This is a genomic window from Glaciihabitans sp. INWT7 (assembly GCF_014217685.1).
Classification (GTDB): Bacteria; Actinomycetota; Actinomycetes; order Actinomycetales; family Microbacteriaceae; genus Lacisediminihabitans.
Genome location: NZ_CP043653.1, coordinates 671472 through 694925 on the forward strand (window position 1 = coordinate 671472; position 23454 = coordinate 694925).

General features: G+C 66.6%; 28 protein-coding genes and 1 tRNA gene. 18 read left to right on the forward strand and 11 right to left on the reverse strand.

The window, feature by feature from the left end; translation table 11 throughout:
• Window position 1 precedes the first annotated feature (1 nt).
• Window positions 2-313: a helix-turn-helix domain-containing protein gene (locus F1C58_RS03255; protein ID WP_185202587.1), complete on the reverse strand. Its 312-nt coding sequence runs from the start codon at window positions 311-313 to the stop codon at window positions 2-4.
• Between the two features lie 117 nt (window positions 314-430).
• Between F1C58_RS03255 and F1C58_RS03260 the strand changes: the two genes are divergently transcribed.
• Window positions 431-1120, forward strand: a complete 690-nt coding sequence (locus F1C58_RS03260) for an SAF domain-containing protein (RefSeq protein WP_185202588.1) — start codon at window positions 431-433, stop codon at window positions 1118-1120.
• A 3-nt stretch (window positions 1121-1123) separates the two neighbouring features.
• Window positions 1124-2350 (forward strand): regulator, encoded by a 1227-nt coding sequence (locus tag F1C58_RS03265; protein ID WP_185202589.1) that lies wholly within the window; start codon window positions 1124-1126, stop codon window positions 2348-2350.
• Between the two features lie 13 nt (window positions 2351-2363).
• Here F1C58_RS03265 and F1C58_RS03270 read toward each other — a convergent pair whose 3' ends face one another.
• On the reverse strand, window positions 2364-2903 hold the full coding sequence (locus F1C58_RS03270; protein ID WP_185202590.1) for a hypothetical protein: 540 nt from the start codon (window positions 2901-2903) through the stop codon (window positions 2364-2366).
• Between the two features lie 116 nt (window positions 2904-3019).
• Between F1C58_RS03270 and F1C58_RS03275 the strand changes: the two genes are divergently transcribed.
• Window positions 3020-3997: a hypothetical protein gene (locus tag F1C58_RS03275; protein ID WP_185202591.1), complete on the forward strand. Its 978-nt coding sequence runs from the start codon at window positions 3020-3022 to the stop codon at window positions 3995-3997.
• Window positions 3998-4034: 37 nt separating this feature from the next.
• Complete coding sequence (locus tag F1C58_RS03280; protein ID WP_185202592.1) at window positions 4035-5525, forward strand: sensor histidine kinase; 1491 nt, start codon at window positions 4035-4037, stop codon at window positions 5523-5525.
• Window positions 5526-5618: 93 nt separating this feature from the next.
• Here the strand turns inward: F1C58_RS03280 and F1C58_RS03285 are convergent, their stop codons facing one another.
• On the reverse strand, window positions 5619-5867 hold the full coding sequence (locus F1C58_RS03285) for a WhiB family transcriptional regulator (protein WP_147784762.1): 249 nt from the start codon (window positions 5865-5867) through the stop codon (window positions 5619-5621).
• 185 nt (window positions 5868-6052) lie between these two features.
• On the opposite strand from F1C58_RS03285, the gene F1C58_RS03290 reads away from it, so the two are divergent.
• Entirely contained in the window at window positions 6053-6469 is a 417-nt protein-coding gene (locus F1C58_RS03290; RefSeq protein ID WP_185202593.1) for a hypothetical protein, read from the forward strand.
• A gap of 27 nt (window positions 6470-6496) precedes the next feature.
• On the opposite strand, the gene bcp is transcribed toward F1C58_RS03290, so the two are convergent.
• Complete coding sequence (gene bcp / locus F1C58_RS03295) at window positions 6497-6976, reverse strand: thioredoxin-dependent thiol peroxidase (protein ID WP_185202594.1); 480 nt, start codon at window positions 6974-6976, stop codon at window positions 6497-6499.
• A 134-nt stretch (window positions 6977-7110) separates the two neighbouring features.
• Here bcp and F1C58_RS03300 point away from each other — a divergent pair.
• The 5 genes from F1C58_RS03300 to F1C58_RS03320 all read left to right on the forward strand — a co-directional run bounded on the left by F1C58_RS03300 (window position 7111) and on the right by F1C58_RS03320 (window position 9749).
• Window positions 7111-7186: transfer RNA gene (locus tag F1C58_RS03300), tRNA-Lys, on the forward strand.
• Window positions 7187-7221: 35 nt separating this feature from the next.
• Window positions 7222-7704 carry a hypothetical protein gene (locus F1C58_RS03305; RefSeq protein ID WP_185202595.1) on the forward strand — a complete coding sequence of 161 codons (483 nt, stop codon included), beginning with the start codon at window positions 7222-7224 and terminating at the stop codon, window positions 7702-7704.
• A gap of 64 nt (window positions 7705-7768) precedes the next feature.
• Window positions 7769-8671, forward strand: a complete 903-nt coding sequence (locus tag F1C58_RS03310) for a metalloregulator ArsR/SmtB family transcription factor (RefSeq protein ID WP_185202596.1) — start codon at window positions 7769-7771, stop codon at window positions 8669-8671.
• Between the two features lie 74 nt (window positions 8672-8745).
• Window positions 8746-9156, forward strand: coding sequence for an arsenate reductase ArsC (locus tag F1C58_RS03315; RefSeq protein ID WP_185202597.1), 411 nt, complete (start codon window positions 8746-8748; stop codon window positions 9154-9156).
• Between the two features lie 104 nt (window positions 9157-9260).
• On the forward strand, window positions 9261-9749 hold the full coding sequence (locus F1C58_RS03320; RefSeq protein ID WP_185202598.1) for a DUF1772 domain-containing protein: 489 nt from the start codon (window positions 9261-9263) through the stop codon (window positions 9747-9749).
• A gap of 6 nt (window positions 9750-9755) precedes the next feature.
• Here the strand turns inward: F1C58_RS03320 and F1C58_RS03325 are convergent, their stop codons facing one another.
• Window positions 9756-11216, reverse strand: coding sequence for an SPFH domain-containing protein (locus F1C58_RS03325; RefSeq protein ID WP_185202599.1), 1461 nt, complete (start codon window positions 11214-11216; stop codon window positions 9756-9758).
• Between the two features lie 76 nt (window positions 11217-11292).
• A complete protein-coding gene (locus F1C58_RS03330) occupies window positions 11293-11619 on the reverse strand; it encodes a hypothetical protein (protein ID WP_185202600.1) in 327 nt (108 codons plus the stop codon).
• Window positions 11620-11767: 148 nt separating this feature from the next.
• Between F1C58_RS03330 and F1C58_RS03335 the strand changes: the two genes are divergently transcribed.
• A complete protein-coding gene (locus F1C58_RS03335) occupies window positions 11768-11968 on the forward strand; it encodes a hypothetical protein (RefSeq protein WP_185202601.1) in 201 nt (66 codons plus the stop codon).
• A gap of 414 nt (window positions 11969-12382) precedes the next feature.
• Here F1C58_RS03335 and F1C58_RS03340 read toward each other — a convergent pair whose 3' ends face one another.
• Both F1C58_RS03340 and F1C58_RS03345 read right to left on the reverse strand, forming a co-directional pair.
• Window positions 12383-12811 (reverse strand): hypothetical protein, encoded by a 429-nt coding sequence (locus tag F1C58_RS03340; protein WP_219732024.1) that lies wholly within the window; start codon window positions 12809-12811, stop codon window positions 12383-12385.
• Between the two features lie 130 nt (window positions 12812-12941).
• On the reverse strand, window positions 12942-14483 hold the full coding sequence (locus F1C58_RS03345) for an amino acid permease (RefSeq protein WP_185202603.1): 1542 nt from the start codon (window positions 14481-14483) through the stop codon (window positions 12942-12944).
• A gap of 192 nt (window positions 14484-14675) precedes the next feature.
• Here F1C58_RS03345 and F1C58_RS03350 point away from each other — a divergent pair, with 192 nt between their 5' ends.
• From F1C58_RS03350 to F1C58_RS03370, 5 genes are all read left to right on the forward strand, one after another.
• On the forward strand, window positions 14676-16043 hold the full coding sequence (locus F1C58_RS03350) for a glutamine synthetase family protein (RefSeq protein WP_185202604.1): 1368 nt from the start codon (window positions 14676-14678) through the stop codon (window positions 16041-16043).
• 91 nt (window positions 16044-16134) lie between these two features.
• On the forward strand, window positions 16135-16857 hold the full coding sequence (locus F1C58_RS03355; RefSeq protein WP_255461237.1) for a gamma-glutamyl-gamma-aminobutyrate hydrolase family protein: 723 nt from the start codon (window positions 16135-16137) through the stop codon (window positions 16855-16857).
• Window positions 16854-18215, forward strand: coding sequence for an aldehyde dehydrogenase (locus F1C58_RS03360; protein ID WP_185202606.1), 1362 nt, complete (start codon window positions 16854-16856; stop codon window positions 18213-18215). The genes F1C58_RS03355 and F1C58_RS03360 overlap by 4 nt, the downstream gene beginning before the upstream one ends.
• Before the next feature lie 68 nt (window positions 18216-18283).
• The gene (locus tag F1C58_RS03365) at window positions 18284-19072 is read left to right on the forward strand and encodes a 3-oxoacyl-ACP reductase (RefSeq protein ID WP_185202607.1); all 789 of its coding nucleotides are present in this window, start codon (window positions 18284-18286) and stop codon (window positions 19070-19072) included.
• Between the two features lie 2 nt (window positions 19073-19074).
• Entirely contained in the window at window positions 19075-19830 is a 756-nt protein-coding gene (locus tag F1C58_RS03370) for a FadR/GntR family transcriptional regulator (protein ID WP_255461238.1), read from the forward strand.
• Window positions 19831-19856: 26 nt separating this feature from the next.
• On the opposite strand, the gene F1C58_RS03375 is transcribed toward F1C58_RS03370, so the two are convergent.
• A complete protein-coding gene (locus F1C58_RS03375) occupies window positions 19857-20414 on the reverse strand; it encodes a hypothetical protein (protein ID WP_185202608.1) in 558 nt (185 codons plus the stop codon).
• Window positions 20415-20416: 2 nt separating this feature from the next.
• The gene (locus F1C58_RS03380; protein ID WP_185202609.1) at window positions 20417-20608 is read right to left on the reverse strand and encodes a hypothetical protein; all 192 of its coding nucleotides are present in this window, start codon (window positions 20606-20608) and stop codon (window positions 20417-20419) included.
• 106 nt (window positions 20609-20714) lie between these two features.
• On the opposite strand from F1C58_RS03380, the gene F1C58_RS03385 reads away from it, so the two are divergent.
• A complete protein-coding gene (locus F1C58_RS03385; protein WP_185202610.1) occupies window positions 20715-21872 on the forward strand; it encodes an SLC13 family permease in 1158 nt (385 codons plus the stop codon).
• A gap of 148 nt (window positions 21873-22020) precedes the next feature.
• Window positions 22021-22476, forward strand: a complete 456-nt coding sequence (locus F1C58_RS03390; protein WP_185202611.1) for a hypothetical protein — start codon at window positions 22021-22023, stop codon at window positions 22474-22476.
• On the opposite strand, the gene F1C58_RS03395 is transcribed toward F1C58_RS03390, so the two are convergent.
• Window positions 22454-23422 carry a magnesium transporter CorA family protein gene (locus tag F1C58_RS03395; protein WP_185202612.1) on the reverse strand — a complete coding sequence of 323 codons (969 nt, stop codon included), beginning with the start codon at window positions 23420-23422 and terminating at the stop codon, window positions 22454-22456. The genes F1C58_RS03390 and F1C58_RS03395 overlap by 23 nt on opposite strands.
• Window positions 23423-23454 lie beyond the last annotated feature (32 nt).

The window sequence follows — 23454 nt, forward strand, 5'->3', positions numbered from 1 at the left end:
GCTATTCGGGCGATGCGGCACCGGCGGCGCCTCGCAGTCCGAAGGAGTACTCCGACAGACTCGCGTAGTCCGATTGCTGCCAGAGACTCCTGCGCCGGGATTCCTCGTATTTGGCATCGATGTAGCACTCCAGTACCGACCGCTCGACGCGCCAGTGACCATGGCCGCCCACCTTGATCGCCGGCAGCTCGCCGGATCGCACGAGGGCATACGCCTGGCTCGCAGAGATGTTGAGCACCTCGGCAGTGTCGGCGAGAGTGAGGAAGCGGCCGAGAGCGGCATCCTGGCCGGGGCGGTCCGAGTGCGGCGTCATCCCTCGATTATGGATCTCGCACAATCCGCGGGACGGGGCTGTGGATAACTTTCGCGAGGGAACGCGATGGTCGGGACCATGGAAGCCTGCGGCGCGGCCGCCCGGGCGAGGAGACAGATGGTGAGTACCGTACACGCGCCGAGGCGCATGCCCAGCGCCATCGGATTCGGTCGCAGCCGACCGGACTCGGAGCGTGCTCCGCGGTCGTTCTGGTTCGATCCCCGCTTCGCGATCGGCGTCGGCCTCGTGATCGTCTCGGTGCTCGGAGTCGTCGGCGTGGTCACCGCAGCCGACAGCAGCGTGTTGGTCTATGCTGCCCGCTCGGCCCTTGTTCCCGGCGATCGGGTGACGCCCGGCGACCTGGATGCCCGCAGCGTGCGCCTCGGGTCCCTCGGAGTCCGATACCTCCGCGAAGGCGATGTGCCGCGAGAGGGATTCGTCGTCACGCGACCCGTTTCGGCGGGGGAGCTGGTGCCGTCATCGGCCCTCGGGGAGGTCGCCGGCGCGGTGGGGGCCCCGGTCGTGGTCGGAGTGAATGGCGAACTCGCCCGATCCATCGCCGAGGGCAGCATCGTCGATCTCTGGAGCGCGAAAGAGGCGGACGACCACGTCTTCGGCCCGCCCTCCGTGCTCGTCGATTCAGCCACCGTCGTGCGGGTGATAGCGAAAGACGGCGTGATCGTGGACAGAACCGTACAGTCGGTGGAGCTCCTGGTACCGCGCACGAAGATCGCCGCGGTCCTCGAGTCGATCGCCAACTCCGACGCCCTGTCGCTGGTGCCCACGAGCATCCCCGCGAAGGGGTGAACGGTGTCGACAGTCGCTCTCGCCCTCCCTCTCGAGCTCGAAGACAGCACCGCGATCCAGCTGGCGCGTCACGGCTACGAGATCGCGAGCCGCTGTTCCAGCGCCGACGAGCTCGCCTCCCAGCTGCGGCAGACGGCCCCGGACTGTGCGATCGTCGCGGCGTCCACCCGCTACCTGAATGACCGCCTGATGGTGGAGGCGGATGCCGTGGGGGTGCGGATCATCGCCCTCGTCGAATCGGATGCCGATCGCCGCTATGCCGCGGGTCTCGGTCTTCTCGAGGTAGTCGCGGCGGGCGCCGAATGGTCCGAGATCGGGGTGCTTCTCGCCGACAAGTCCAGTGCCGGTGAGGCCGCTCCGGGCCCCCGCGACGGAACGGTGATCGCGGTCTGGGGCCCCGCCGGCGCACCGGGCCGCACCTCGATGGCGATCTGCCTCGCCGCCGAACTGGCCGCGTCGGGCGCCACCGTCGTGGTCGCCGACGTCGATACGCACAGTGGTTCGATCGCACCGGCCCTCGGCCTGCTCGACGAGGCGCCCGGTTTCGCCGCGGCCTGTCGGCTCGCCGGCGCGGATGCCCTCACCCAATCGGAACTCGAGCGGATCGGCCAGCGCTACCTCACCGCTCGCGGCAGCTTCTGGGTGCTCACCGGCATCGGCCGCCCGAGCCGATGGCCTGAGCTGTCGGGGGAGCGGGTGACCGCCGCCATCCGGGCCTGCCGGGACTGGGTCGACTACACGATTCTCGACACCGGCGCGAGCCTGGAAAACGACGAGGAGATCAGCAGCGACCTGTTCGCGCCGAGACGCAATGGAGCGACCATCGCGGCCTTGCGGGCCGCAGATGAGGTGGTCGCGGTCGGATCCGCCGATCCGGTCGGGCTCTCACGCTTCCTGCGGGCACACGTCGACCTGCTCGAGACCATCGACACCGATCGGGTGACCGTGGTGATGAACAGGGTGAGGGAGAGTGCGATCGGGCCGGGGGCATCCGGGCAGGTGCGCCAGACGCTGCAGCGCTTCGGGGGCATCTCTAACCCCGTTCTCGTGCCCTTCGACCTCCCGGCATTCGACGCGGCCATCCTCACCGGACGCACCATCGTGGATGTCGCGCCCAGGTCCTCGGCGCGGGCTGCGGTCGCGGCACTCGTGCGCAGCCGCATCCTGCCGCAGCCGCCTCCCACGGTGCGACGCGGGTGGCGCCGGCGCGCAGCCGCGTTACCGGCGTGACCTCGCCCGGCAACTATTTCGAGTTGAGGCTCGCCAGCAGGTCGTCTTTTCTCATCCGCGAGTAGCCGACCACCCCGGCTGCCCTGGCGCGCGCGCGAAGAGCGATGACGGTCAGAGCGGACGATGGTGTCGTCGGGTTCGCGGCCCGGGGGCGCGGCGAGCGCACCGGTGTCGCCTTCTTCGCGTCGGCGACGACCGCCGCAGCATCCTTCTTCACCGTCTTGACCATGGCGGTGGCATCCTTCTTGACCGCCTTCACGACCGCCGCCGCATCCTTCTTCGCGGCTGAGGTCTTATTGGACGCAGCCTTCTTCAGCGCCTTGGTGTCGGCGGACGCCTTCTCCCCTGCCTTCGCTGCCCGCTTCTCCGCCTTGACCAGCAACTTCTTGAGCTCGGTCTGGGCGGTCTTCGAGTCCGATGCCTTCTTCGCGATCGTCTTCTTCGCCACTGATGTCTTCGCGACGGCCTTCTTGGCGACGGCTTTCTTCGCCACGGCCTTCTTCGCCGACTTCAGCTTCTTGGCGATCGACTTCTTTGCCGCTTTCCCTGCCATGTGTGCTCCTCACACCGGGCGCGGGGGGATCCGCGCATCGGCCCCATTGTGCCGCATCCAGTCCCGGGAATGTAGGACCCCTTTCCGTGCGAGCCCGAAATGACTAGCCTGTGGGCATGGGCGGCGATCATCCGATCCGCGCGGTGGCTGTGTCGAGCACCGAACTCTCCCGGCTCCTGGCCGAGCCGGGGTTCGAGGCCGCGCTCCGGGCAACGTGGACGGGCCCGGGATCCCTCGACGATGCTCTGCACTGGCGGCTGCGCCCGTCGATGCCGTCGCCCTCCGGTGCCGCGGATCCCGCCGCGGAGCTGAGCGAGCTGCGGGCGCGGGTCTACGGGCGCCCCATCGCGGACGAACCGCTGGTCGAGATCGCGGATGCGACGGGGTCCGTCTGGGTCGGGGAAAGCGAGGCGCGGCTCTTGCTGCTGGAGCGCCGCCTCGAGCGCGATGCTCACACGCTCGACCATGCCATCGCGAGGGCAGATCGCTCAGCGGCGCTGGTCACAGAGCCGGAGCCCGAGCGGGAATCAGAGGGGGAACCAGAGCAGGAACCAGAGCGGGAAACGGGGCCGGCCGTGCTGTCCGTGCCGTCCGGGCCGTTCGCCCGCCTGCTGCGCCGGCATCCCGTGCCGGTATTCTCGGCAGCTGCCTTAATTCTCACCGTCGCGGTCGTGCCGGTGACCGCGACTGCGCTCGCGCCCGAATTCACGCCATCCGCCGGCCTGCTCAAGGTGTTCAATCGGCCGCAGGGCACACTCGACATCGCCCCGTCGGTCTTCACCGGTGGGCAGCCCGGGGCGCGACAGAAGGTGCGCGACACCACGCGCTTCCTCGGCGCTTTCTATGGTGTGCAGGTGTTCGCCTATCGCGATTCCGATGATCAGGTCTGTCTGCTCAGCACTGCACCGAGCGGTCACGACGTCATCGCCTGCGCGACCGTCCGGGCTTTCGCCCTCAGCGGGCTCTCGATCGCGCCGGTCAACTACCAGGTGGACTCTGCGGCCGCTGATGCGACGGCCGGCGTGACCGCATCCTCCCGCCTGGCGTTCCGCTGGGGGCCGGACGCCGACCTCAGCGTGAGCGTCGTCGGCTGAAACCGGGGCTCTCACCAGCGCGCCTAAACTGGGGCTCGTGTCGACGCTCTCAGACCTCGTTCTCGCCCAGGGCCGCTCCGACGAGGCGGATGTCGAATGGCTCCACCTCCTGGTCGGTGACTGGCAGCTCCTCGCCGACCTCGCTTTCGCCGACATAGTGCTGTGGGTTCCCACCCATGATGACGATTTCGTGGCCGTCGCCCACGCGCGCCCGTCGAGCTCGGCGACCCTCTTCTACCGCGACTTCGTCGGCCAGGCGATCAAGCCGGAATGGAAGGGCCAGGTCACACAGGCGTTCCGGTCGGCGCAGATCGTGGACTCTGCGGCACCCGACTGGTACGAGGAGACCCCCACTCGCGTGCGCGCCGTTCCGGTGCTTCGACGACTGTCGGTGACGGGATCGCAGACCACGGAACATCCGATCGCCGTCATCACCAAACACACCAATCTCAGCGAAGCACGCACGCCGAGCCGGCAGGAGCTCACCTTCAACGAGTGCGCCAATGACCTGTTCGCCATGATCTGCGCGGGAGACTTTCCCGACCTGGGCGCCCCGACCGGGCCGCGCCGCGGCGCCCCGCGCGCAAACGACGGCCTCCTGCGCCTGGATGTCGACGGCATCGTCACCTTCGCGAGCCCCAACGGTCTCTCCGCGTTCAACCGCATGGGGTTCGCCGGCGAACTCGAGGCCGAATCGCTCGCCGAGGTGACGACGACCCTGCTCAGCGGAAAGCTCGTGGTCGACGAATCCCTGCCGCTCGTCGTCACCGGGCGTGCTCCGTGGCGCACGGACATCGAGGCCAAGGGGGTGACGGTATCGCTGCGTGCCATCCCGATCCGGGATCGCGGAGAGCGAGTCGGCGCCATCGTGCTCTGTCGGGACGTCACGGAGCTTCGGCACCAGGAGCGCGAGCTGATCACGAAGGATGCGACCATCCGCGAGATCCACCACCGCGTGAAGAACAACCTGCAGACCGTTGCTTCGCTGTTGCGCATTCAGGCCAGGCGGTCACACTCCGACGAGGCGCGCGATTCGCTCAACCAGGCGATGCGCCGGGTCGCCGCAATTGCCGTCGTGCACGACACTCTGAGCGAGGGGCTGAACCAGAACGTCGACTTCGACGTGGTCTTCGACCGGGTGCTCAAGTTGATCGCGGAGGTGGCGTCCACTCACAACACGAAAGCGCATCCCACTTTCACCGGCAGTTTCGGTGCGCTGCCGAGCGAGTACGCCACCCCGCTCTCGCTCGCTCTCACCGAACTCGTGACGAATGCGGTCGAGCATGGCCTCGCCGGTCGAGAGGGCAACGTGGAGATTCTCGCCGAGCGCAGCGAGGAGACGCTCACCGTGCAAGTGCGGGACAACGGCGGTGGGTTGCCGGAGGGAAAGGTCGGCTCAGGCCTCGGTACCCAGATCGTGCGCACCCTGATTCAGGGGGAGCTCGGTGGAACCATCGACTGGCACACCATGGTGGGCAGCGGCACAGAAGTTACCATCGAGATTCCGCTCGCCTGGCTGACGAAGTAGTCGCCTGTTTGATCGAGCCGGTCTCTGGTGGTCGATCGGGGCGGGTGGTCGAGCAGGGCGCTCTAGCGCTCCTATCGAGATCCGTCGGCAGTCCTAGGAGGCGCGGCGCGCGCGAGCGGCGCGGCGCTTGAGCGCGCGACGCTCGTCTTCGCTGAGTCCGCCCCAGACGCCAGAATCCTGGCTGGTCTCGAGCGCGTACTGGAGGCACATCTCGGTGACGCTGCAGCGTGCGCAGACAGCCTTCGCCTTGTCGATCTGGTCGACTGCAGGACCGGTGTTCCCGACGGGGAAGAAGAGTTCGGGGTCGGCCGTGAGGCATGCGGCTTTGTCGCGCCAGTCCATCTGGGGGTGCTCCTTTTGTTGCGAACGCAGGGCCATTGAGCCCTGAGCAGGGTCGTAGACCCAAGCTTGGGGAAATTTTTCCGGGGGTTTTGGTGGATGCTCACGGCCCTGTGAGTGCAAATCAACCTCACATAGAATCTCATACTGGTTGTAGCAAATCAATAGTCGGACGGGGTTCCACAGCTATGAGTGAACCGAGAGTCTCGCGCCGGCCGGCGCTTCTCGTGCTGTTGGCGTTGCTGCTGGCGCTCGAATGTGCGGCCCTGGTCGCGGTCGCCTGCTACCTCGTCATCGAGCTGCTCGTGGCCCGGCCGGACTCGATCGCGACGGCGATCGCCCTGCTCCTGTTAGACGTGTTGGCGGCGATCTGGGGGGGCACGATGGCTGTGCACACTCTGCGCGGCCGGTCCTGGATACGCAGTGGGGCGATGACCTGGCAGATCCTCCAGATCGCCGTGGGGATCGGCAGCTTCCAGGCGCCGTTCTCCCGCCCGGACATCGGATGGTTGCTCATCCTTCCGGCAGTCGGCGTGATCATTCTGCTCTTCACCCCGTCCGTTATCGCCGCGACCCGGCGCCAGGACGAGGCGCCGGTCGAGTAGCCCCGGTCGAATAGGGGAGGCCGGTTCTCAGGCGTCGATGCCCAGCTTCTTGCGTAGCGACGCGACGTGCCCGGTGGCCTTCACGTTGTACAGCGGAAGGGTGATGGCGCCGGCCTCGTCCACAGCGAAGGTGGACCGGATGGTGCCGGTGACGGTCTTGCCGTAGAGGGACTTCTCGCCGTATGCGCCATACGCGTTGTGCACGGTGAGGTCGGGGTCACTCAGCAGCGGGAAATTGAGCCCCTGCTCGGTCTGGAATTTCTTGAGGGCCGGTGCGGCATCCTTCGAGATACCGAGCACCGTGTAGCCGGCGGACTTGAGCGAGTTGATGTTGTCTCGGAAGTCGCAGGCCTCGGTGGTGCAGCCGGGGGTGGATGCGGCGGGGTAGAAGTAGACGATGACCTTGTCGCCCGCGTAGTCGCCCAGCGAGACGGGTGATCCATCCTGGTCGGTGAGGGTGAACTCGGGGGCGGGCTGGCCGGCCTCGAGCCTGGTTGATGTGGTCACGCTGTGCTCCTTCGACTGCACCGATTTCTGTGCTCAATCCTACGGAACCGCCGTGCGCCGAGCACGGTTCGCGAGACCTCCCTGGCGATGCTAATGTTGTCCCTTGGTTCTCCCGTTTGTCGCGAGTACCGAACGCACCTCTAGCTCAATTGGCAGAGCAACTGACTCTTAATCAGTGGGTTCCCGGTTCAAGTCCGGGGGGGTGCACCACAACACTCGACTCGCCCATCCCGGATGATGTACTCATGGCCTCCTCGATACGTCGCGCCGAAGCCCTTCGCGTTGCGGCCGACCGGCTGTCGGCGAGCCCGATCCTCATCGATGGCGACGCCCAGGAGTTGCTCGCGAGCATCCGTTCGGGCAGTGAACGGTTGGACATCACCATCACCGATCGAGCCACGCTCACCGCGAGCGGTCAGAGAGCGGCGATCGTGATCCTCGCCGTCGATGGCGATGGCCGCAGATCTTCGTTTGCGCGTGCGGCCACGATGCTGCGGGGGATGGATGCGATGCTCATGCCCGACGCCGTGCAGATCGGCGTGATTCAGAGCGGCCGCTCGCGCATGACTCCACCCCGCCTGCTCCGGCTTCTCGCATCCGAGATCCTCTTTCAGGTGACTCTGGCCGTGCCGGAGCTCGTGCCGCTGCAGTTGCGGCGATCGATTCGACAACGCTTCGGCCTGGCCGCCCTGGATGCGGCCGGTCTGCGGGTGATCCGCTTCGGTTGATCCCCCTCGACGATCGTGTCGGTGGCAAATCCAGGCTCGATGAGCCTCGCATAGACTGACGTCTATGGAAGGCGAGTCGCGGGTCTCCGGAGAGCTGAAGCTGCTCGCGGATCCGACCCGAGCGCGCATTCTCGGGCTCATCATGGAGAGTCCGGAGGGCAGGCGCTCGGTGGGCGAGCTCGCGCTCACGCTGGGGCTGCGCCAGCCGACGGTGAGCCATCACCTGAAGGCGCTGGTGGATGAAGACCTGGTGATCCGCACCCCAGAGGGCCGCGTCGCCTGGTATTCGATGCATCCGGATCGGGTCGATCGTGTCGCGGAGGTGCTCGACCCGCCTCGCTCCACGGAACGGGCCGAGGCCGTGCTCGAGAGGATCTCGACCGATCTCGCCGCACGATTCGCGGGGGTGTTCGGGCCAGAGACCGTCGAACGGTACGTGCGAGAGAGCCACGCTCTCCTCTACGAAGGCGAACGGAACACGAAGTACCTCCCCTCGCTCACCTCTCGCTTCGCCGCGGACCGGCTGTCGGCGTTGGCGCGCACCGAATCACCCTCCGTCGACCGGGTTCCCGAGGTGCTGTTCGTCTGCGTGCAGAACGCGGGCCGATCTCAGATCGCGGCGGCGATCCTGCGCCATCTGGCCGGCGACGCCGTGCGGGTGCGCACGGCCGGATCTGCGCCAGCCGATGCCGTGAGGTCGGTCGTCATCGCGTCCCTCGACGAGATCGGAGTGCCGATCGGCGGTGAGTTCCCCAAGCCGTTGACGGACGAGGTCGTGCGAGCCGCGGACGTCGTCGTCACGATGGGCTGCGGCGACGCCTGCCCCATCTACCCGGGCAGGCGTTACCTCGATTGGGACCTCGACGACCCGGTGGGCCTGCCGATCGGTCGGGTGCGGGGCATCCGGGACGATATCGAATCGCGGGTGCGGGAACTCCTCGTGTCGCTCGCGGTGAATTCCGACTGAATTGTCTAACAACTGCGTCATCAACTGATAGATGACGGTCTATGCTTTCGGTGTCGCCGAAAGTAGGGAATTCCATGGCCGAGAAGCCGACAGTCCTGTTCGTCTGCATCCATAACGCAGGTCGATCGCAAATGGCCGCCGGGTACATGCGCGAGCTCTCCGGGGGTGCCGTCGAGGTGCGCTCCGGCGGGTCGGAACCGGGAGACCAGATCAACCCGATGGCGATCAAGGCGATGGCAGAGGAGGGCATCGACATCTCCCAGGCTGTGCCCCAGCTCATGACCACCGAACAGGTCAAGGAGTCCGACGTGGTCATAACGATGGGTTGCGGCGACGTCTGTCCGATCTTCCCCGGCAAGCGCTACGCGGACTGGGAGCTGACTGACCCGAAGGGCAAGCCCATCGACGAGGTGCGCCCGATCCGCGACGACATCAAAGCCCGCGTTCAGGCGCTGCTCGCCGAGCTGCTGCCCGCCTCGGGCTGACCGAGAAGCTCGCTCTTCGTGCCGGATCGGCCCGGGGCGCTTGGCGGCCGCGGGAGTGCGGGCATAGGATGCCGCCACGTACGCACCTCGCCAGGGAGCTCGCTGTGGACACCATCGTGATCGTCGGCACGGTCGTCGTCGCCGTGGCCTCTGCCAGCGTCGGCGGGGTATTCCTGACTTTCTCGGCCTTCGTGATGGCGGGGCTCGGTCGACTGGCCGTGCCGAACGGCATCCGAGCGATGCAGTCGATCAACATCACCGCAGTGACACCCGTCTTCATGGCCGTGCTGTTCGGCACCGCCGGGCTCGGCATCATCCTCGCCGCCGTCGGCCTGGTGGATCCCTCTTCCGCCACTCCGTGGAGGCTGGGAGCAGCTACCCTCTACCTCGGCGGCGTCGTCGCGCTCACCACAGCGTTCCACGTGCCGCGCAACAACGCCCTTGCGCGCGTGTCAGCGGAGGCGGCCGAGGCTGCCGCCCAGTGGCGCACCTATCGGGTGGCGTGGCTGCGAGGCAACCATGTGCGGATGCTGACTGCCCTGGCCAGCTCAGCACGCTGGGTCGTGAGTCTGCTGCCGGAAGTCACCGGATGAGCGGGGTCAGTCCTCATCGGCGGTCGGGTCGTCGGTGACCGGATCTGCGGCGCGTTCGACCGCGACTACCGACTGAGCGGGTTCGGCCGTTCGTGACGCGGTCGCCGAAGCGCCGGCTGCTGCTCCGGCGGCAGCGCCGCCGGCGAAGCTGCCGAGCAGGCCGCGGAGATCGATTCCGGTGGTGGACTTGAGCACGGCGTCGATCTCGGTGAAGCCGCCGGCGACGTTCTTAGTCAGCTGGCTCGCGCCATCCGTCGACACGACCGTCAGTTGGTCGATGTTGCCCATCGGGGCCGCGAGCTCATGGGCGATCTGCGGCAGCATCTCGACGAGTCGCAGCTGGATGAGCGCCTCGGACTTCTGGGCGACCGCCTCGGCCGCGAGCTTGGTCGCCTCGGCCTCGGCCTGCCCCTTGGCGAGGATCGCATCGGCCGTAGCCTGACCCTCCGCGCGGATCGCCTCGGCATTCGCGACCCGGCTGTCGCGCTCGGCGGTGGCAGCGATGACGCGGGCCTCGGCGGCGGCGTTCGCCGCGACCTTCACGCGGTAGGCATCCGCATCCGCGACCGCGTTCACCTCAGAGGCCAGCTGCGCGGTGCGGAGCTTCGCGGCGGCCTGCGCGGTCACCTCCTGCTCGTGCACGATGTTCTGCTGGGTCTTCGCCTCGGCGAGAGGTTTGGCGCCTGCTGCTTCAGCGGTGGCCTTGTCGGTATCGAGTTGCAGGGCAGCGCGCTTGAGCGCCAGGGTGTTCTGGGCGATGGCCACGGCCTGTTCCGCCGCGATGGAGGCCTCCTGCGAGGCCTGGCCGGCCTGGGCTTCGGCGACCTCTGCCGCTTTTAACACGGATGCCTGCTCGGCGCGCCCCATGTTGCGGATGTAGTCGTTGTCGTCGGAGATGCCCTTGATCTCGAACGAGTCGACGTCGAGTCCCTGGCTGAGCAGCGATTCGCGCGCTGTGGAGAGCACCGCGGCTCCCAGCTCGTCTCGCTTCTGGATGATGGTCTGAACATCAGTGCCGCCGATGGAGGAACGCAGGGAGCCCGACAGCACCTCGAGGGCGAATCCGTCGATGTTCTTGTCGTTGCCGATGAAGCGTTGGCCGGCGGCGAGGATGGCGGAGTGGGTGTCGCCCACCTTTACGATGGCGACAGCCTCGACCGTGAGGGTGATGCCGCGCGCATCCTGCGCCACCGCGGCGAGTTCGATCGCGCGCGAGCGCAGGCTGATCTTGAAGGCCTTCTGGAAGAACGGGGTGATGAAGACTCCGGACCCGACGACGATACGGATCCCCGACTCCTCGGTTGCGACGCCGTCGACGGTCTTCACCCTGGCTCGTTTGCCCGTGATGAGGATCGCCTCGTCGGGGCCGGCATTCTTGTAAATCGACTTGGCGTAGATCAACACGATGAGGAAGACCACGATCACGGCGGCGATGATCGCCGCGAGGGGAGTGAGGTTGAAGGGCACGACGACGTCCTTTGTTCGGTGCCCGAACGCTAACATCCCTCGACAACTTGCACGAGCCGCCCCGGCCCGCGGAACGCTATTTGCGGGGGGAGGGTCCCCGGAGTCCAACCGCAGCGTCGACGACCGCGAACGACGTGCTGGGTCCGACCAGCAGCAGCTCGACACCGTCGCGATGCAGAAGCGGCACGAGTTCGGTATCCAGGCGGGCGATCACATCCTCCGCCCGCGCCACGAAGATCGCGGCCATGGTGGTGGTGGCCAGGAAGCTCCGGCCCCCGTGGCGCACGATCTTGTCGAAGGATCGCCCGTCTGCATCGGAACTGCCGATGCCGCGTGGGGCTGTCGAATGGATGGTCATGGTTTGTCCTGCTCCGATGTTCCCGTGCTCCGTTGCTCCGGGCATGTTTCGAGCCTAAGTTGGAGGCGATTTTCAGGGCAGCCATTGACAGGAGGCGATTTCGAGGAATGCCCAGCCGAGGATCTGCTGCGAGGGGATTGACCATCCGCCCGGATGAGGGCACCGTATGGGCGGTAACCAAGGGAGAGAAACTATGAGAATCAAGTACGTGCTGATCGTGCTCGTCGCCTTCGCCGCCTACGTTCTGGGGGCAAAAGCGGGCGAAGACCGGTACAAAGAGATCACCCATGCCGCAACCAAGTACTGGAATGACCCGAAGGTCAAGAAGGCCCGCGCCAAGGCGAAGAAGGCACGGAACAAGGCCGCGAAGGCCGCTCGCAAGAAATTCAGCTAGCGAGCGTTAACCACCCGTTCTGGGGTATTCCGCACTAGAGACAAGCTCGGCACTGCGGAGGTACAGTTGAGCCAGATGCAGGGGGCAACACAAACTCTGGGTCTCCTGAATATCGTGTGTCGAGCGCGGGGGCGCTTTTGGCACGATGACTCAGGTTTGCCTCGGTTCGGGAATCGAGTCTAAACCCCGATCGCCGCCGCTCTTCGGAGCGGCGGCGATCAGTGTTTAACGGGCCACTGTTTAGCGGGCCACTGTTTGACTGGCAACGAACCGGCAACGCCGGTGATTAGTGACCCGCGGATGCCTCGGCTCAACGACGTCAAGATACTGCCACGGGCATGCAGGAGTCATCGACTTTAGAGCGGGTGACGCTTCCGGCGTCGAACGCGCGTCAACGCTCGCCGAGCGGACCGCTCAGGCGGCCTTGCGCGGCTTGAACATGCGGTGTTCGTCGTGCTGGTCGTCGACGACGACGACGTCAGCCTCGGCCGGCGCGGGAGCGGTGGACCAGTCGACGGATTCGACGGTGATCTCTTCCTCGACTGCCATCTCTTTGAGCACAGGGGTCTGGGCGTCTTCGACGCTCTCGGGGCCGACCTCGGCGAGCTCGACGGCGGCGCGAGGCGCGGCGATCTGGTCGGCGATGTCACGGGCGATGTATTCGGAGATCGTCTCGCCGAAGAGCGAGTCGGTGTCGGTGCTGGCGCGGAACTGCAGTGTCCACATGCCACCCGCCCCGACGGCCTTGAGCAATCGCTCGCGCACCAGGTCGAAGACGAGTTCTTCGAGCTCTGCCGACTCCTCGGGCGAGATCGTACGACTGTGCGTGCGTGATTCCATCACGACTCACCCTTCAAGTTCAGGTTGATAGTTTGCCCAGTATGCGCCCGACCCCTCGAACAGGGCCGATGACACGCCGACACGGAAAAGGCTCCGGATGCAGCATCCGGAGCCTTCTTCGTGTGGTTGCGGGCTACTTGGTGAAGACCTCGTCCTCCATCGCGTCATACCCCTCGGCCTGGGGGTCGCCGTGGAGGCCGCCGCTGAGGGCGTATTCCTCCTCCGGCGAGAGCACGAGCCGATTGCGCCCGACGAGGGCGAAGATGGCGAGCCCGACGACGAAGATGATGACGAAGGTGATCACCGCGAGGTTGAACGTGGGGTTCGCCACGATGCCGACGAACGCCGCGATGGCGATGATGCCGGCGACGACGGCGCCGACGATGCCAGTCGGGCTCTTGTAGGGGCGCTTGGCGGCGGGATACCTGCGGCGCAGCACGATGAAAGAGATCATCTGCATCACGTAGGAGATGACCGCGCCGAAGACCGCGATGAACAGGATGATGCCGGTGGCGGCACCCGCGGCATCCGGGTTGACCGCCGGGATGACCAGCGCGACGACGACGAGGATCACGAAGCCGATCGCTCCTCCGACGAGGAGTGCCACCCAGGGTGTCTGGTGCTTCTTGCCGGTGAGGGAGAGGAACTTCGGGTAGTAGCCGGCGCGGGAGAGCGAGTACATGTTGCGTCCGTAGGCGAACATGATGCCCTGCAGCGACGCGAGCAGCCCGATGAGGGCGAAGAGCGCGAGCAGCGCGGCCACGCTGTCGGGCAGGAATGCGCGGAAGCCGGCGAGCAGAGGTTCGTCACCGTCACCCGGCGAAACCGTGAGGGCCTTCGAGCCCGTCACAGCGGGGTTCAGGAAGAGGATGAGAAGCCCGAAGAAGGCAAGGGTGATGATGCCCCACACTCCCGCGCGCGGGATGTCCTTCGCCGGGTTCTTGGCCTCCTCCGCCGCCAGTGGCAACTCCTCGATGCCGAGGAAGAACCAGATGGCGAACGGCAGCGAGAACAGGATGCCGATGCCTCCGAAGGGCAGGAAGCTGGAGTTGCCGGTCGTCGGGGCGATGTCGAACAGCCGGGAGAAGTCGACTGCGCCATTGGCGATGGACAGCACCGCGAAGAGCAGGATCACTGCCATCGAGATGATCGCGACGATCAGGGCGAATCGGAATCCGACCGATGCCCCCAGCGAGTTGAGGCCGATGAAGACCGCATAGAGGATGATCCACAGCAGCCAGGCCGGCACCTCGGCGCCGGTGAGGTCTGTGATGATCTGCCCGGCGTAGGCGGCCGAGAACAGCACGACCACTGCTGTGGTGACCACGTATTCGATGGACTCGGAGATGCCGGTGACGAATCCTCCCCACGGTCCCATCGCCGCTCTGGCGAAGGAATACGCTCCGCCGGTGTGCGGCATCGCGGCGGACATCTCTCCGATGGAGAAGATCATGGTGAAGTACATGATCACGATGACGATGGTGGCGATGAGCAGGCCGCCCCACCCCGTGGTCGCGAGGCCGACGTTCCATCCGGAGAAGTCGCCGGAGATGACGGCGGCGATCCCGATGCCCCAGAGGCCCCAGAATCCGGCTGTGCGTTTGAGGCTTCGTTTCTCGAAATAGCCGTCTTCGGCTTTCGTATAGGTGACGCCGGAGACCGTGTTCTTTGACATGCATTCCTCCAGGAGGGGATCGTCGGGAGCCGGGCGCGATGAGCCACCGCGTCACGCTTACCGGAGAGCATGGCGTTTATTGGTACTTCGTGTCTACCTTTGGATGTAAACAGTGCATTACACGCCCTAGGATCGGGATCGTGCCGCCGTGATGCAATGGTCGGCAAAAGCTCGAGAAGACGAGGAACCCCCATGGCCGCTCGCACGGGAATGCTCACTACCGACCAGCTCAACGCCCTCATCGACGAGGGCGCGATCGACACCGTGATCGTGGCGTTCACCGATATGCAGGGGCGACTCGTGGGTAAACGGGCATCCGCCCGCCTGTTCAAGGAGGAGATCAGCAGCCACGGCGCGGAGTGCTGCAACTACCTGCTCGCGGTCGACGTCGAGATGAACACCGTCGACGGGTACCGCATCTCCTCGTGGGAGAAGGGCTACGGCGACATGGCGATGATCCCCGACCTGTCGACGCTCCGACTCGTGCCGTGGATCCCGGGCACCGCCCTCGTGATGGCCGACCTCACCTGGCTCGACGAGCGACCGGTCGACCCGGCTCCCCGTGAAATCCTGAAGAAGCAGATCGCGCGCCTCACCGAGAAGGGCCTCGTGCCCTACGTCGGCACGGAACTCGAGTTCATCGTCTTCGACAACAGCTACCGGGATGCCTGGAGCAGGGGCTACGTCGGACTCACCCCGGCGAGCGATTACAACATCGACTACGCGTTGCTCGCCTCGACGCGTATGGAGCCGTTGTTGCGGGACATCCGCGTCTCGATGGAGGGTGCCGGGCTCTACTGCGAGGGCGTGAAGGGAGAGTGCAACCTGGGGCAGCAGGAGATCGCCTTCCGCTATGAGGACGCGCTCACCACCTGCGACAACCATTCGATCTACAAGAACGGCGCGAAAGAGATCGCCGACAAGCACGGCAAGGCGCTCACCTTCATGGCCAAGTTCAACGAGAAGGAGGGCAACTCCTGCCACATCCACATCTCGTTCCGTGGCGCGGACGGATCCGCCGTTTTCGCCGATGACACCGACACTCTCGGCATGTCGAAGATGTTCCGCCACTTTCTCGCGGGGCAGTTGAAGACCATGCGCGAGCTGACTCTGTTCTTCGCGCCGAACATCAACTCCTACAAGCGCTATGTCGATGGCAGCTTCGCCCCGACCGCCGTCGCCTGGGGGCTCGACAACCGCACCTGCTCACTTCGCGTGGTCGGGCACGGCCTCGGGATGCGGGTGGAGAACCGGGTGCCCGGCGGAGACGTCAACCAGTACCTCGCCACAGCGGCGCTGATCGCCGGCGGGTTGTACGGCATCGAGCACGAGCTGGAGCTCGAGCCGATGTTCGAGGGCAATGCCTACGGCAGCGATGCCCCGCGAGTGCCGACGACACTTCGGGAGGCGGCTGAGCTGTTCGGCCAGTCCGAGATCGCCCGTGAGGCCTTCGGGGCGGATGTCGTGGAGCACTACCTCAACAACGCGCGCATCGAGGTTCAGGCCTTCGATGCCGCCATCACGGACTGGGAGCGGGTGCGCGGCTTTGAGCGTTTCTGAAAACACGGCTGATGCAAACCCGACGTCGCAGGCTCCGTCGGCGCTGGCGTCGCGTGATCGCTGGCGCGATCACCAGAGCTCCAGCGCGCCCGTGATCGGGCTCACCACCTACCTCGAGCAGGCACAGACCGGCGTGTGGGACGTGCAGGCCGCCTTCCTGCCGAAGGTCTACTTCGAGGCGATCACCCGTGCGGGCGGCATCGCCGTGCTCCTCCCGCCGCAGCCCGTCTCCGCGGAGATCGCTGAGCGGGTGCTCGACGGGCTCGACGGCCTGCTGATCACCGGCGGTAAAGACGTCGACCCCGCCCGGTACGGCCAGGAACCGCATCCCACCACGGACACGCCGCGCACCGACCGGGACGCGTGGGAGGATGCGCTGCTCACCGCCGCGATCTCGCGCGAACTGCCATTCCTCGGCATCTGCCGCGGCGCCCAGGTGCTCAACATTGCGCGCGGCGGCACCCTGCACCAGCACCTGCCCGAGATCATCGGCACCGACAAGTACCAGCTCGGCGGCGGCACCTTCGGTCAGGTGGACGTGGAGGCGGAGGCCGACAGCGCGGTCGGACGACTCGTGGGCACCGATCCCCTCGAGGTAGCGGTCTACCACCACCAGGCGATCGACCGCGTGGGGGACGGGCTCCGCGTGACCGCGCGCACGGAAGACGGCGTGATCCAGGCGGTGGAACTCGAGGGAGTGCCGTTCGGGGTGGCCGTGCAGTGGCATCCGGAACAGACCGGCGATGATCTCCGGCTCTTCGCCGGCCTCGTGCAGGCTGCCCGGGACTACCATCGCGCGGAGGCCACCCGATGACCGGGATCACCCTGATCAACCCGGCGACCGAGGTAGCGCTGCAGACGGTGGAGCACAGCAGCCTCGAGCAGGTGGATGACGCGGTCGCGGCTGCGATGTCCGCCCAGCGCGCCTGGGCGGCACTACCGCCCGCCGAACGAGCCGCGGCGCTTCGACGATTCGCCCGGGCCGTCGACGGCGACCTGGAGAATCTCGCGGGGCTGGAAGTGGCGAACTCCGGGCATCCGATCTCGCAGGCGCGCTGGGAGGCCGGGCATGTTCGCGACGTGCTCGACTACTACGCCGCCGCCCCCGAGCGGATGATCGGCAAGACCATCCCGGTGGCCGGCGGCATCGACGTGACCTTCCTCGAGCCGCTCGGCGTCGTGGGCGTGATCGTGCCGTGGAATTTCCCCATGACGATCGCGGCCTGGGGCTTCGCTCCCGCGCTCGCCGCCGGCAACGCGGTGCTGCTGAAGCCCGCGGAGTGGACCCCGCTCACCGCGATCCGCCTCGGCGCCCTGGCCCTCGAGGCCGGCCTTCCACCGGGACTCTTCCAGGTGCTGCCGGGCAAGGGCTCCGTGATCGGGGAGCGGTTCGTGACCCATCCGGATGTGCGCAAAGTGGTGTTCACCGGCTCGACCGCAGTCGGCAAGGGTGTAATGGCCGGCTGCGCCGACCAGGTGAAAGCGGTGACCCTCGAGCTCGGCGGCAAGTCGGCGAACGTGGTCTTCGCCGACTCCGACCTGGAGAAGGCCGCCGCCACCGCCCCCTCTGCGGTGTTCGAGAACGCCGGCCAGGACTGCTGCGCGCGCAGCCGCATCCTGGTGCAACGCAGTGTCTACGACCGCTTTCTCGAGTTGCTCGAGCCCGCCGTGAAGGGCGTGCGGGTGGGATCCCCGCTCGCGGAAGACACCGAGATGGGGCCCCTGGTCTCCGCCGCGCACCTGGCCAAGGTCAGGTCGTACGTACCCGACGACTCGCAGGTCGCCTTCCGCGGAAGCGCTCCGGATGGGGCGGGCTACTGGTTCGCTCCGACGGTGCTGTTGCCCAGCTCACGCACCGACCGGGTGGTGGTGGACGAGATTTTCGGTCCGGTCGTCAGCGTGCTGCCATTCGACGATGAGGCTGACGCCATCGCCCTCGCCAACGACAGCATCTACGGCCTGAGCGGCTCGATCTGGACGAGGGACGTCGGCCGCGCCATCCGCGTCTCGCGTGCGATCGACAGCGGCAACCTCTCGGTCAACTCGCACTCCTCCGTGCGGTACTCGACGCCCTTCGGCGGGTTCAAGCAGAGCGGCCTCGGGCGCGAGCTCGGACCGGATGCCGCGGCCGCCTTCACCGAGACCAAGAACGTCTTCATCAGCACCGATTGACCGATCCGCGGGTCTTGATGCGGCCGCGCGCGGCCGACTCGACCGGCACCAGTAAGGAGAACGACCACATGGCAGTAGCGAAGATCGACCTCACGCAGCGGCTCGCGGGAAAGGTCGCGGTCGTCACCGGGGGAGCGAGCGGCATCGGTCTCGCCACGGCTCGGCGGTTCGCGGCGGAAGGCGCGACCGTCGTGATCGCCGACTTCAACCCGGTGGCGGGTGCGGCGGCGGCCGCAGAGGTGGAGGGACTCTTCGTGCAGGTCGACGTGACCGACGAGGCCCAGGTGAATGCCCTGTTCGCGACCGCCAACGAGACCTACGGATCGGTGGACATCGCCTTCAACAACGCCGGCATCTCCCCGCCCGACGACGACTCGATCGAGACCACCGAACTGCCCGCCTGGCAGAACGTGCAGGATGTCAACCTCAAGTCGGTCTACCTGTGCTGCCGCGCAGCGCTCAAGTACATGGTGGCCCAGCAGTCCGGCTCGATCATCAACACGGCCTCGTTCGTGGCGGTGCTCGGATCGGCGACCAGCCAGATCTCCTACACGGCCTCCAAGGGCGGCGTGCTCGCGATGAGCCGCGAACTCGGGGTGCAGTTCGCGCGCCAGGGCATCCGGGTGAACGCCCTGTGCCCGGGACCGGTCAACACGCCTCTGCTTCAGGAGCTGTTCGCCAAGGACGAGGAACGCGCCCAGCGTCGTCTCGTGCACATTCCCAAGGGACGCTTCGCGGAGCCGGAAGAGCTCGCCGCGGCGGTCGCGTTCCTGGCGAGCGACGACTCGTCCTTCATCACCGGTTCGACGTTCCTCGTCGATGGTGGCATCAGCGCCGCCTACGTGACGCCCCTGTAACCATGAGCGACGGGGGAGGGATGTTGCGGGCAGATGTCGCCGGCGATGCCCTCTTTCGACCCGTTCGCGCGGGCAACGCCTTCGAGGAGACGGTGAGTCGCCTCCTGCAGGCCATCCGGCTCGGGATCGTGCCGCCGGGTGAGGCGCTGCCTGCCGAACGCGACCTCGCCACCCGGTTCTCGGTGAGCCGCGACACCGTCCGCGATGCCATCCGCTCACTGTCCGATGCGGGATTCCTCGTCTCGCGTCGCGGTCGTTACGGCGGCACCTTCGTCGTGGACGCTCCGCCGTCACGCGTCGCTGCCTCCGGCATCGACGGGCTCGCGGCATCCGCCCCTCCCACCGTCGAGGAGATCGAGGATGTGCTCGCACTGCGCGAGATCCTCGAGGTCGGAGCCGCGCGCTCCACGGCGACCCGCAGCCTCACGGCCGGTGATCGCGAACTGCTCTGGACCCGCCTGGGAGAGACCGCGGCCGCGACGATCGCCGACTACCGGCGGCTCGACTCGCGGCTTCACCTCACCATCGGGGAGCTCGTGGGAGCGCCATCCCTGGTTCCTCTGCTGGCGGAGAACCGGATGCGGGTGAACGGACTTCTCGACGAAATCCCGCTGCTGCAGCCCAATATCGAACACTCGAACCGTCAGCACGAGGCGATCGTGATCGCCATCCTCACCGGGGATGCCGAGCGGGCGGCATCCGCGATGCAGGAGCACCTCGAGGGCTCCGCCGCACTGCTGCGGGCGTTCCTCGCCTGAAGCCGGGTGCGTGAGCTGCCGCGCCGCTAGAGAGTCGGCGGTGCCTTCGGGGTGCGCGGCTTGGTCGGCGCTTTGGTGACCGGAGTCTTTTCGACTGGCGACTTTTCTGGCGCTGACTTCACGACCGGCGTCTTCGCCGACGCGACCTTCGCTTCCGGAGTGGCCCGTGCGGGGGAAGCAGCGGATGCCGGGGGAGTCGCCGGGGTGATGGTGCGGGTGGGGGTCGGGGCCGCTGCCTTCGGCAGTACGGGCGCGACCTTTGTGGTGGCCGTCGTATCAGGGGATGTCGTCGCCGGGGCCGTCGGTGCCGCGGAGGGGGCAGCAGTGGCCGGGGCAGCAGTGGCCGGGGCACTGGGTGCCGCGGGGGGCGGACCCGGCGCGGCCGGAGGCTTCGGCGGCTCGTTCTTCGCGACATACAACTGCGCTGCACGGGTCGCAACGAGGAGGAACCGCACCAGGAGGAAGACGAGTCCGATGATGATCGCGAGAGCGAGCAGCGAGAAGAATCCCCAGACCACCAGTCCGAGGAACCCGAGGGCCCCCGCGCCCATGTCGTACATTTCCGGAATGAGTGGATTGTGCATGGTTACTCCTCTAGCTCGTCGACCTTGCGCGACTGCTCCAACACCGTGTCCACCGCGACTACGACGGTGATGACCCAGCTGATCCACATGAGGGCGAGCCGCCAGTCGCGCGGACCTTTTCTTGTCGTCTGGAGGGTACCCCACCCGCCGAGGACGGCGCTGATGAGGGTGCCACTGAAGATGTATTTGCGCAACGGATGCCTTTCAAGTCGATATTTCCACGCTACTCCGCTGTGGGAAGGCCGCACAGCCCGGGATAGTGTGGAACGCCGGAACGGCGCCGAGCAGTAAAGGAACGACGTGCGAACTGCGATTCTCGGGGCCGCCCTGCTCCTCGTCGGGTTCATTGCTATCGCCACCGGCATCCTCCCCGCCGCCGATGCGTTGGCCATCGGGGAGCGTGTCTGGCCGATCCTGCTGTTCGTGGTCGCGATCACCGTCGTCACCGAGCTCGCTGCCGAGGCCGGCCTGTTCCGTCTCGTCGCAGAGCAGACCGCGCGTTGGGGGCGCGGCAGGGCGTGGCTGCTCTGGCTCCTGGTGCTTGCGCTCGCGGTGGTCGGCACGATCTTCCTCTCACTCGACACGACCGCCGTGCTCCTGACGCCCGTCGTCGTGATCCTGGCTCGCCACGCCGGGCTGTCACCGCTGCCCTTCGCCCTCACGACGGTGTGGATGGCGAACACGGCCTCGCTGCTGCTCCCGGTCTCGAATCTCACCAACCTGCTCGCCGAACACGAGCTGGCGGGCGTCGGTCCTCTGCAATTCGCCGCTCTCACCGCTGTGCCGGCACTCATCTCCGTGGTGGTGCCCGCGCTCATCCTTTTCCTCGTCTTCCGCCGGGACCTCCTGGTGCGCTATCGCACCGAGCCTGCCGAGAGGCAGGACGATCGCGTGCTGCTCGTCGCGAGCGGAGTGGTCGTTGCGCTGCTCATCCCCTCCCTCGTCTCTGGACTCGAGGTGTGGATCCCCACGGTGATCGCGGCCTCGGTTCTCGGAGCGTTCTTTCTCGTGAGGCGCCGTTCGGTGTTGCGGTTCGGCCTTCTCCCGTGGCAACTCGTGCTGCTGGCCTCCGGGCTGTTTCTTGTCGTTGAAGCCGCTCATTCGCTGGGCCTCGGTATGCTGCTCGCCACCATTTCGGGCACCGGACACGATCCTCTGAGCCTGTTGCGGCTGGCGGGAGTCGCCACCCTCGGCGCCAACGCCATCGACAACCTGCCCGCGTATCTGGCTCTCGAGCCGGTGGCCGGAGACCCGGTCCGGCTCATCGCGCTGCTGATCGGCGTGAACGTCGGTTCGCTGATCACCCCCTGGGCATCGCTTGCGACGCTCCTCTGGCACGAACGCCTGAAGGCACTGGACGTCGAGATCTCGTGGGGTCGATACGCGCTGCTCGGGCTCATCGCGGCGCCGATCACGGTGACCCTCGCGACGCTCGGCCTCGCTCTTTCGCAGGGCTGATTTCCCGGGTGTTACCCCAACCTCAAAGGGTTCGGCACATGCGGCGACTTTGCGTGTGAAAGCTCACACATAGGCCGAAATGTCAGGGAGCGCCTCCTAGCGTCGGAGATGCGTATCTCATCCGTATCGACTTTCCCAGGGGGAACCAATGTCCACCACGCTCGAAGAACCCACAACCGAGACCGTCACCGCCCACCGTCGCGTGGTCGCGTCGAGCCGCCGCGTCGCCGTGGGGCTCGGACTCGCTTCGGTCGCCGCGATCCACATCCTCGACCTGCCCGGCAAATTCGCCGAGACCCCCTACCTCGCCGCGTTCTACATCGCCCTGATCATCGCCGCCTTCGTGCTCACCGAGCGCCTCTTCATCGCGGGCACGCGCGTCGACTTCATGGCCGCCGCCGTCCTGTCGACCGCCGTGATCGCCGGTTACGCCATCAACCGCACGGTCGGCATGCCCGGGGCCACCGGAGACATCGGCAACTGGCTCGAACCGCTCGGACTCCTCTCCCTCGTGGTCGAGGCCTTCGTGCTCTGGCAGTCGATCGCCGCGGTCATCGGACTCTCGGGTGCGTCGCGCAGCGTCAGAGCCAGTCGCGCTTCCTGAACTGCAGGTAGAGCGCGAGGGATGCCGCGACGATTAGCCCGATCGAGAGCCAGACACCCCACGTCGTGCCGAACCCGGCGAACTTGAGGTTCTGACCGAAGAATCCGGTGATCGCCGTCGGTACGGCGATGATGGCCGCCCAGCTCGTGACCTTCTTCATGATCAGGTTCATCCGGTTGCTCTGGATGCTGAGATTCGTCTCGAGAATCGTCGAGACGAGATCGCGAAGCGACTCCGTCCACTCGGTGGCGCGCAGCACATGGTCGTAGACATCCTGGAAGTACGGCGTCATCTCCGTGTCGAAGGCCTCGAGATCGCGACGGAGCACCGTGTTCACGACCTCGCGCATCGGCAGCACCACCCGTCGCAACAGCACGAGGGACTTGCGGAACTCGAAGGATCGCCGCTGCACCTCCTTGTCGCGGGGGCGATCGTCGAACAGGGCGTCCTCGAGTTCGTCGGAGGCGGTGTCGAGCTGCTGCACCGTCTCGAAGTGGCCGTCGACGATCTCGTCGAGAAGCCCCCAGAGCAGGTAGGCGACGCCGTGTTTCGCCAGGTCCTTGTCGCTGTCCCAGCGCGCGACCACCTTCGACATGTCGAAATCCGGGCCATGCACGGTGACGAGCGCGTGGGGTGTGATGAAGGCCTTGATCTCATGGGTCCCGAGCTCCCCGGTCACGGTGTCGAGGGAGACGGCATAGGCGGCCAGAAACAGGTGGGTGTCGTAGCGGTCGAGCTTCGGCCGCTGGGACGAGTGCACGGCATCCTCGACGGCGAGCGGGTGCAGCCCGAGTTCTTCGGCGATGGTCGCGAGGTCCGCCTCGCTCGGAGAGAGGAAGTCCGCCCAGACCGTGCAGCCCTTCTCCACGATGTGGTCGGAGATGTCGTCGACGGGGAAGCCCTCGGTCTTCAGCGAGCCGTGACTGTAGAGCCGGGTAGTTGCCATCGGGCAATGCTAGTTGCGCGCCGTGCAGTAAC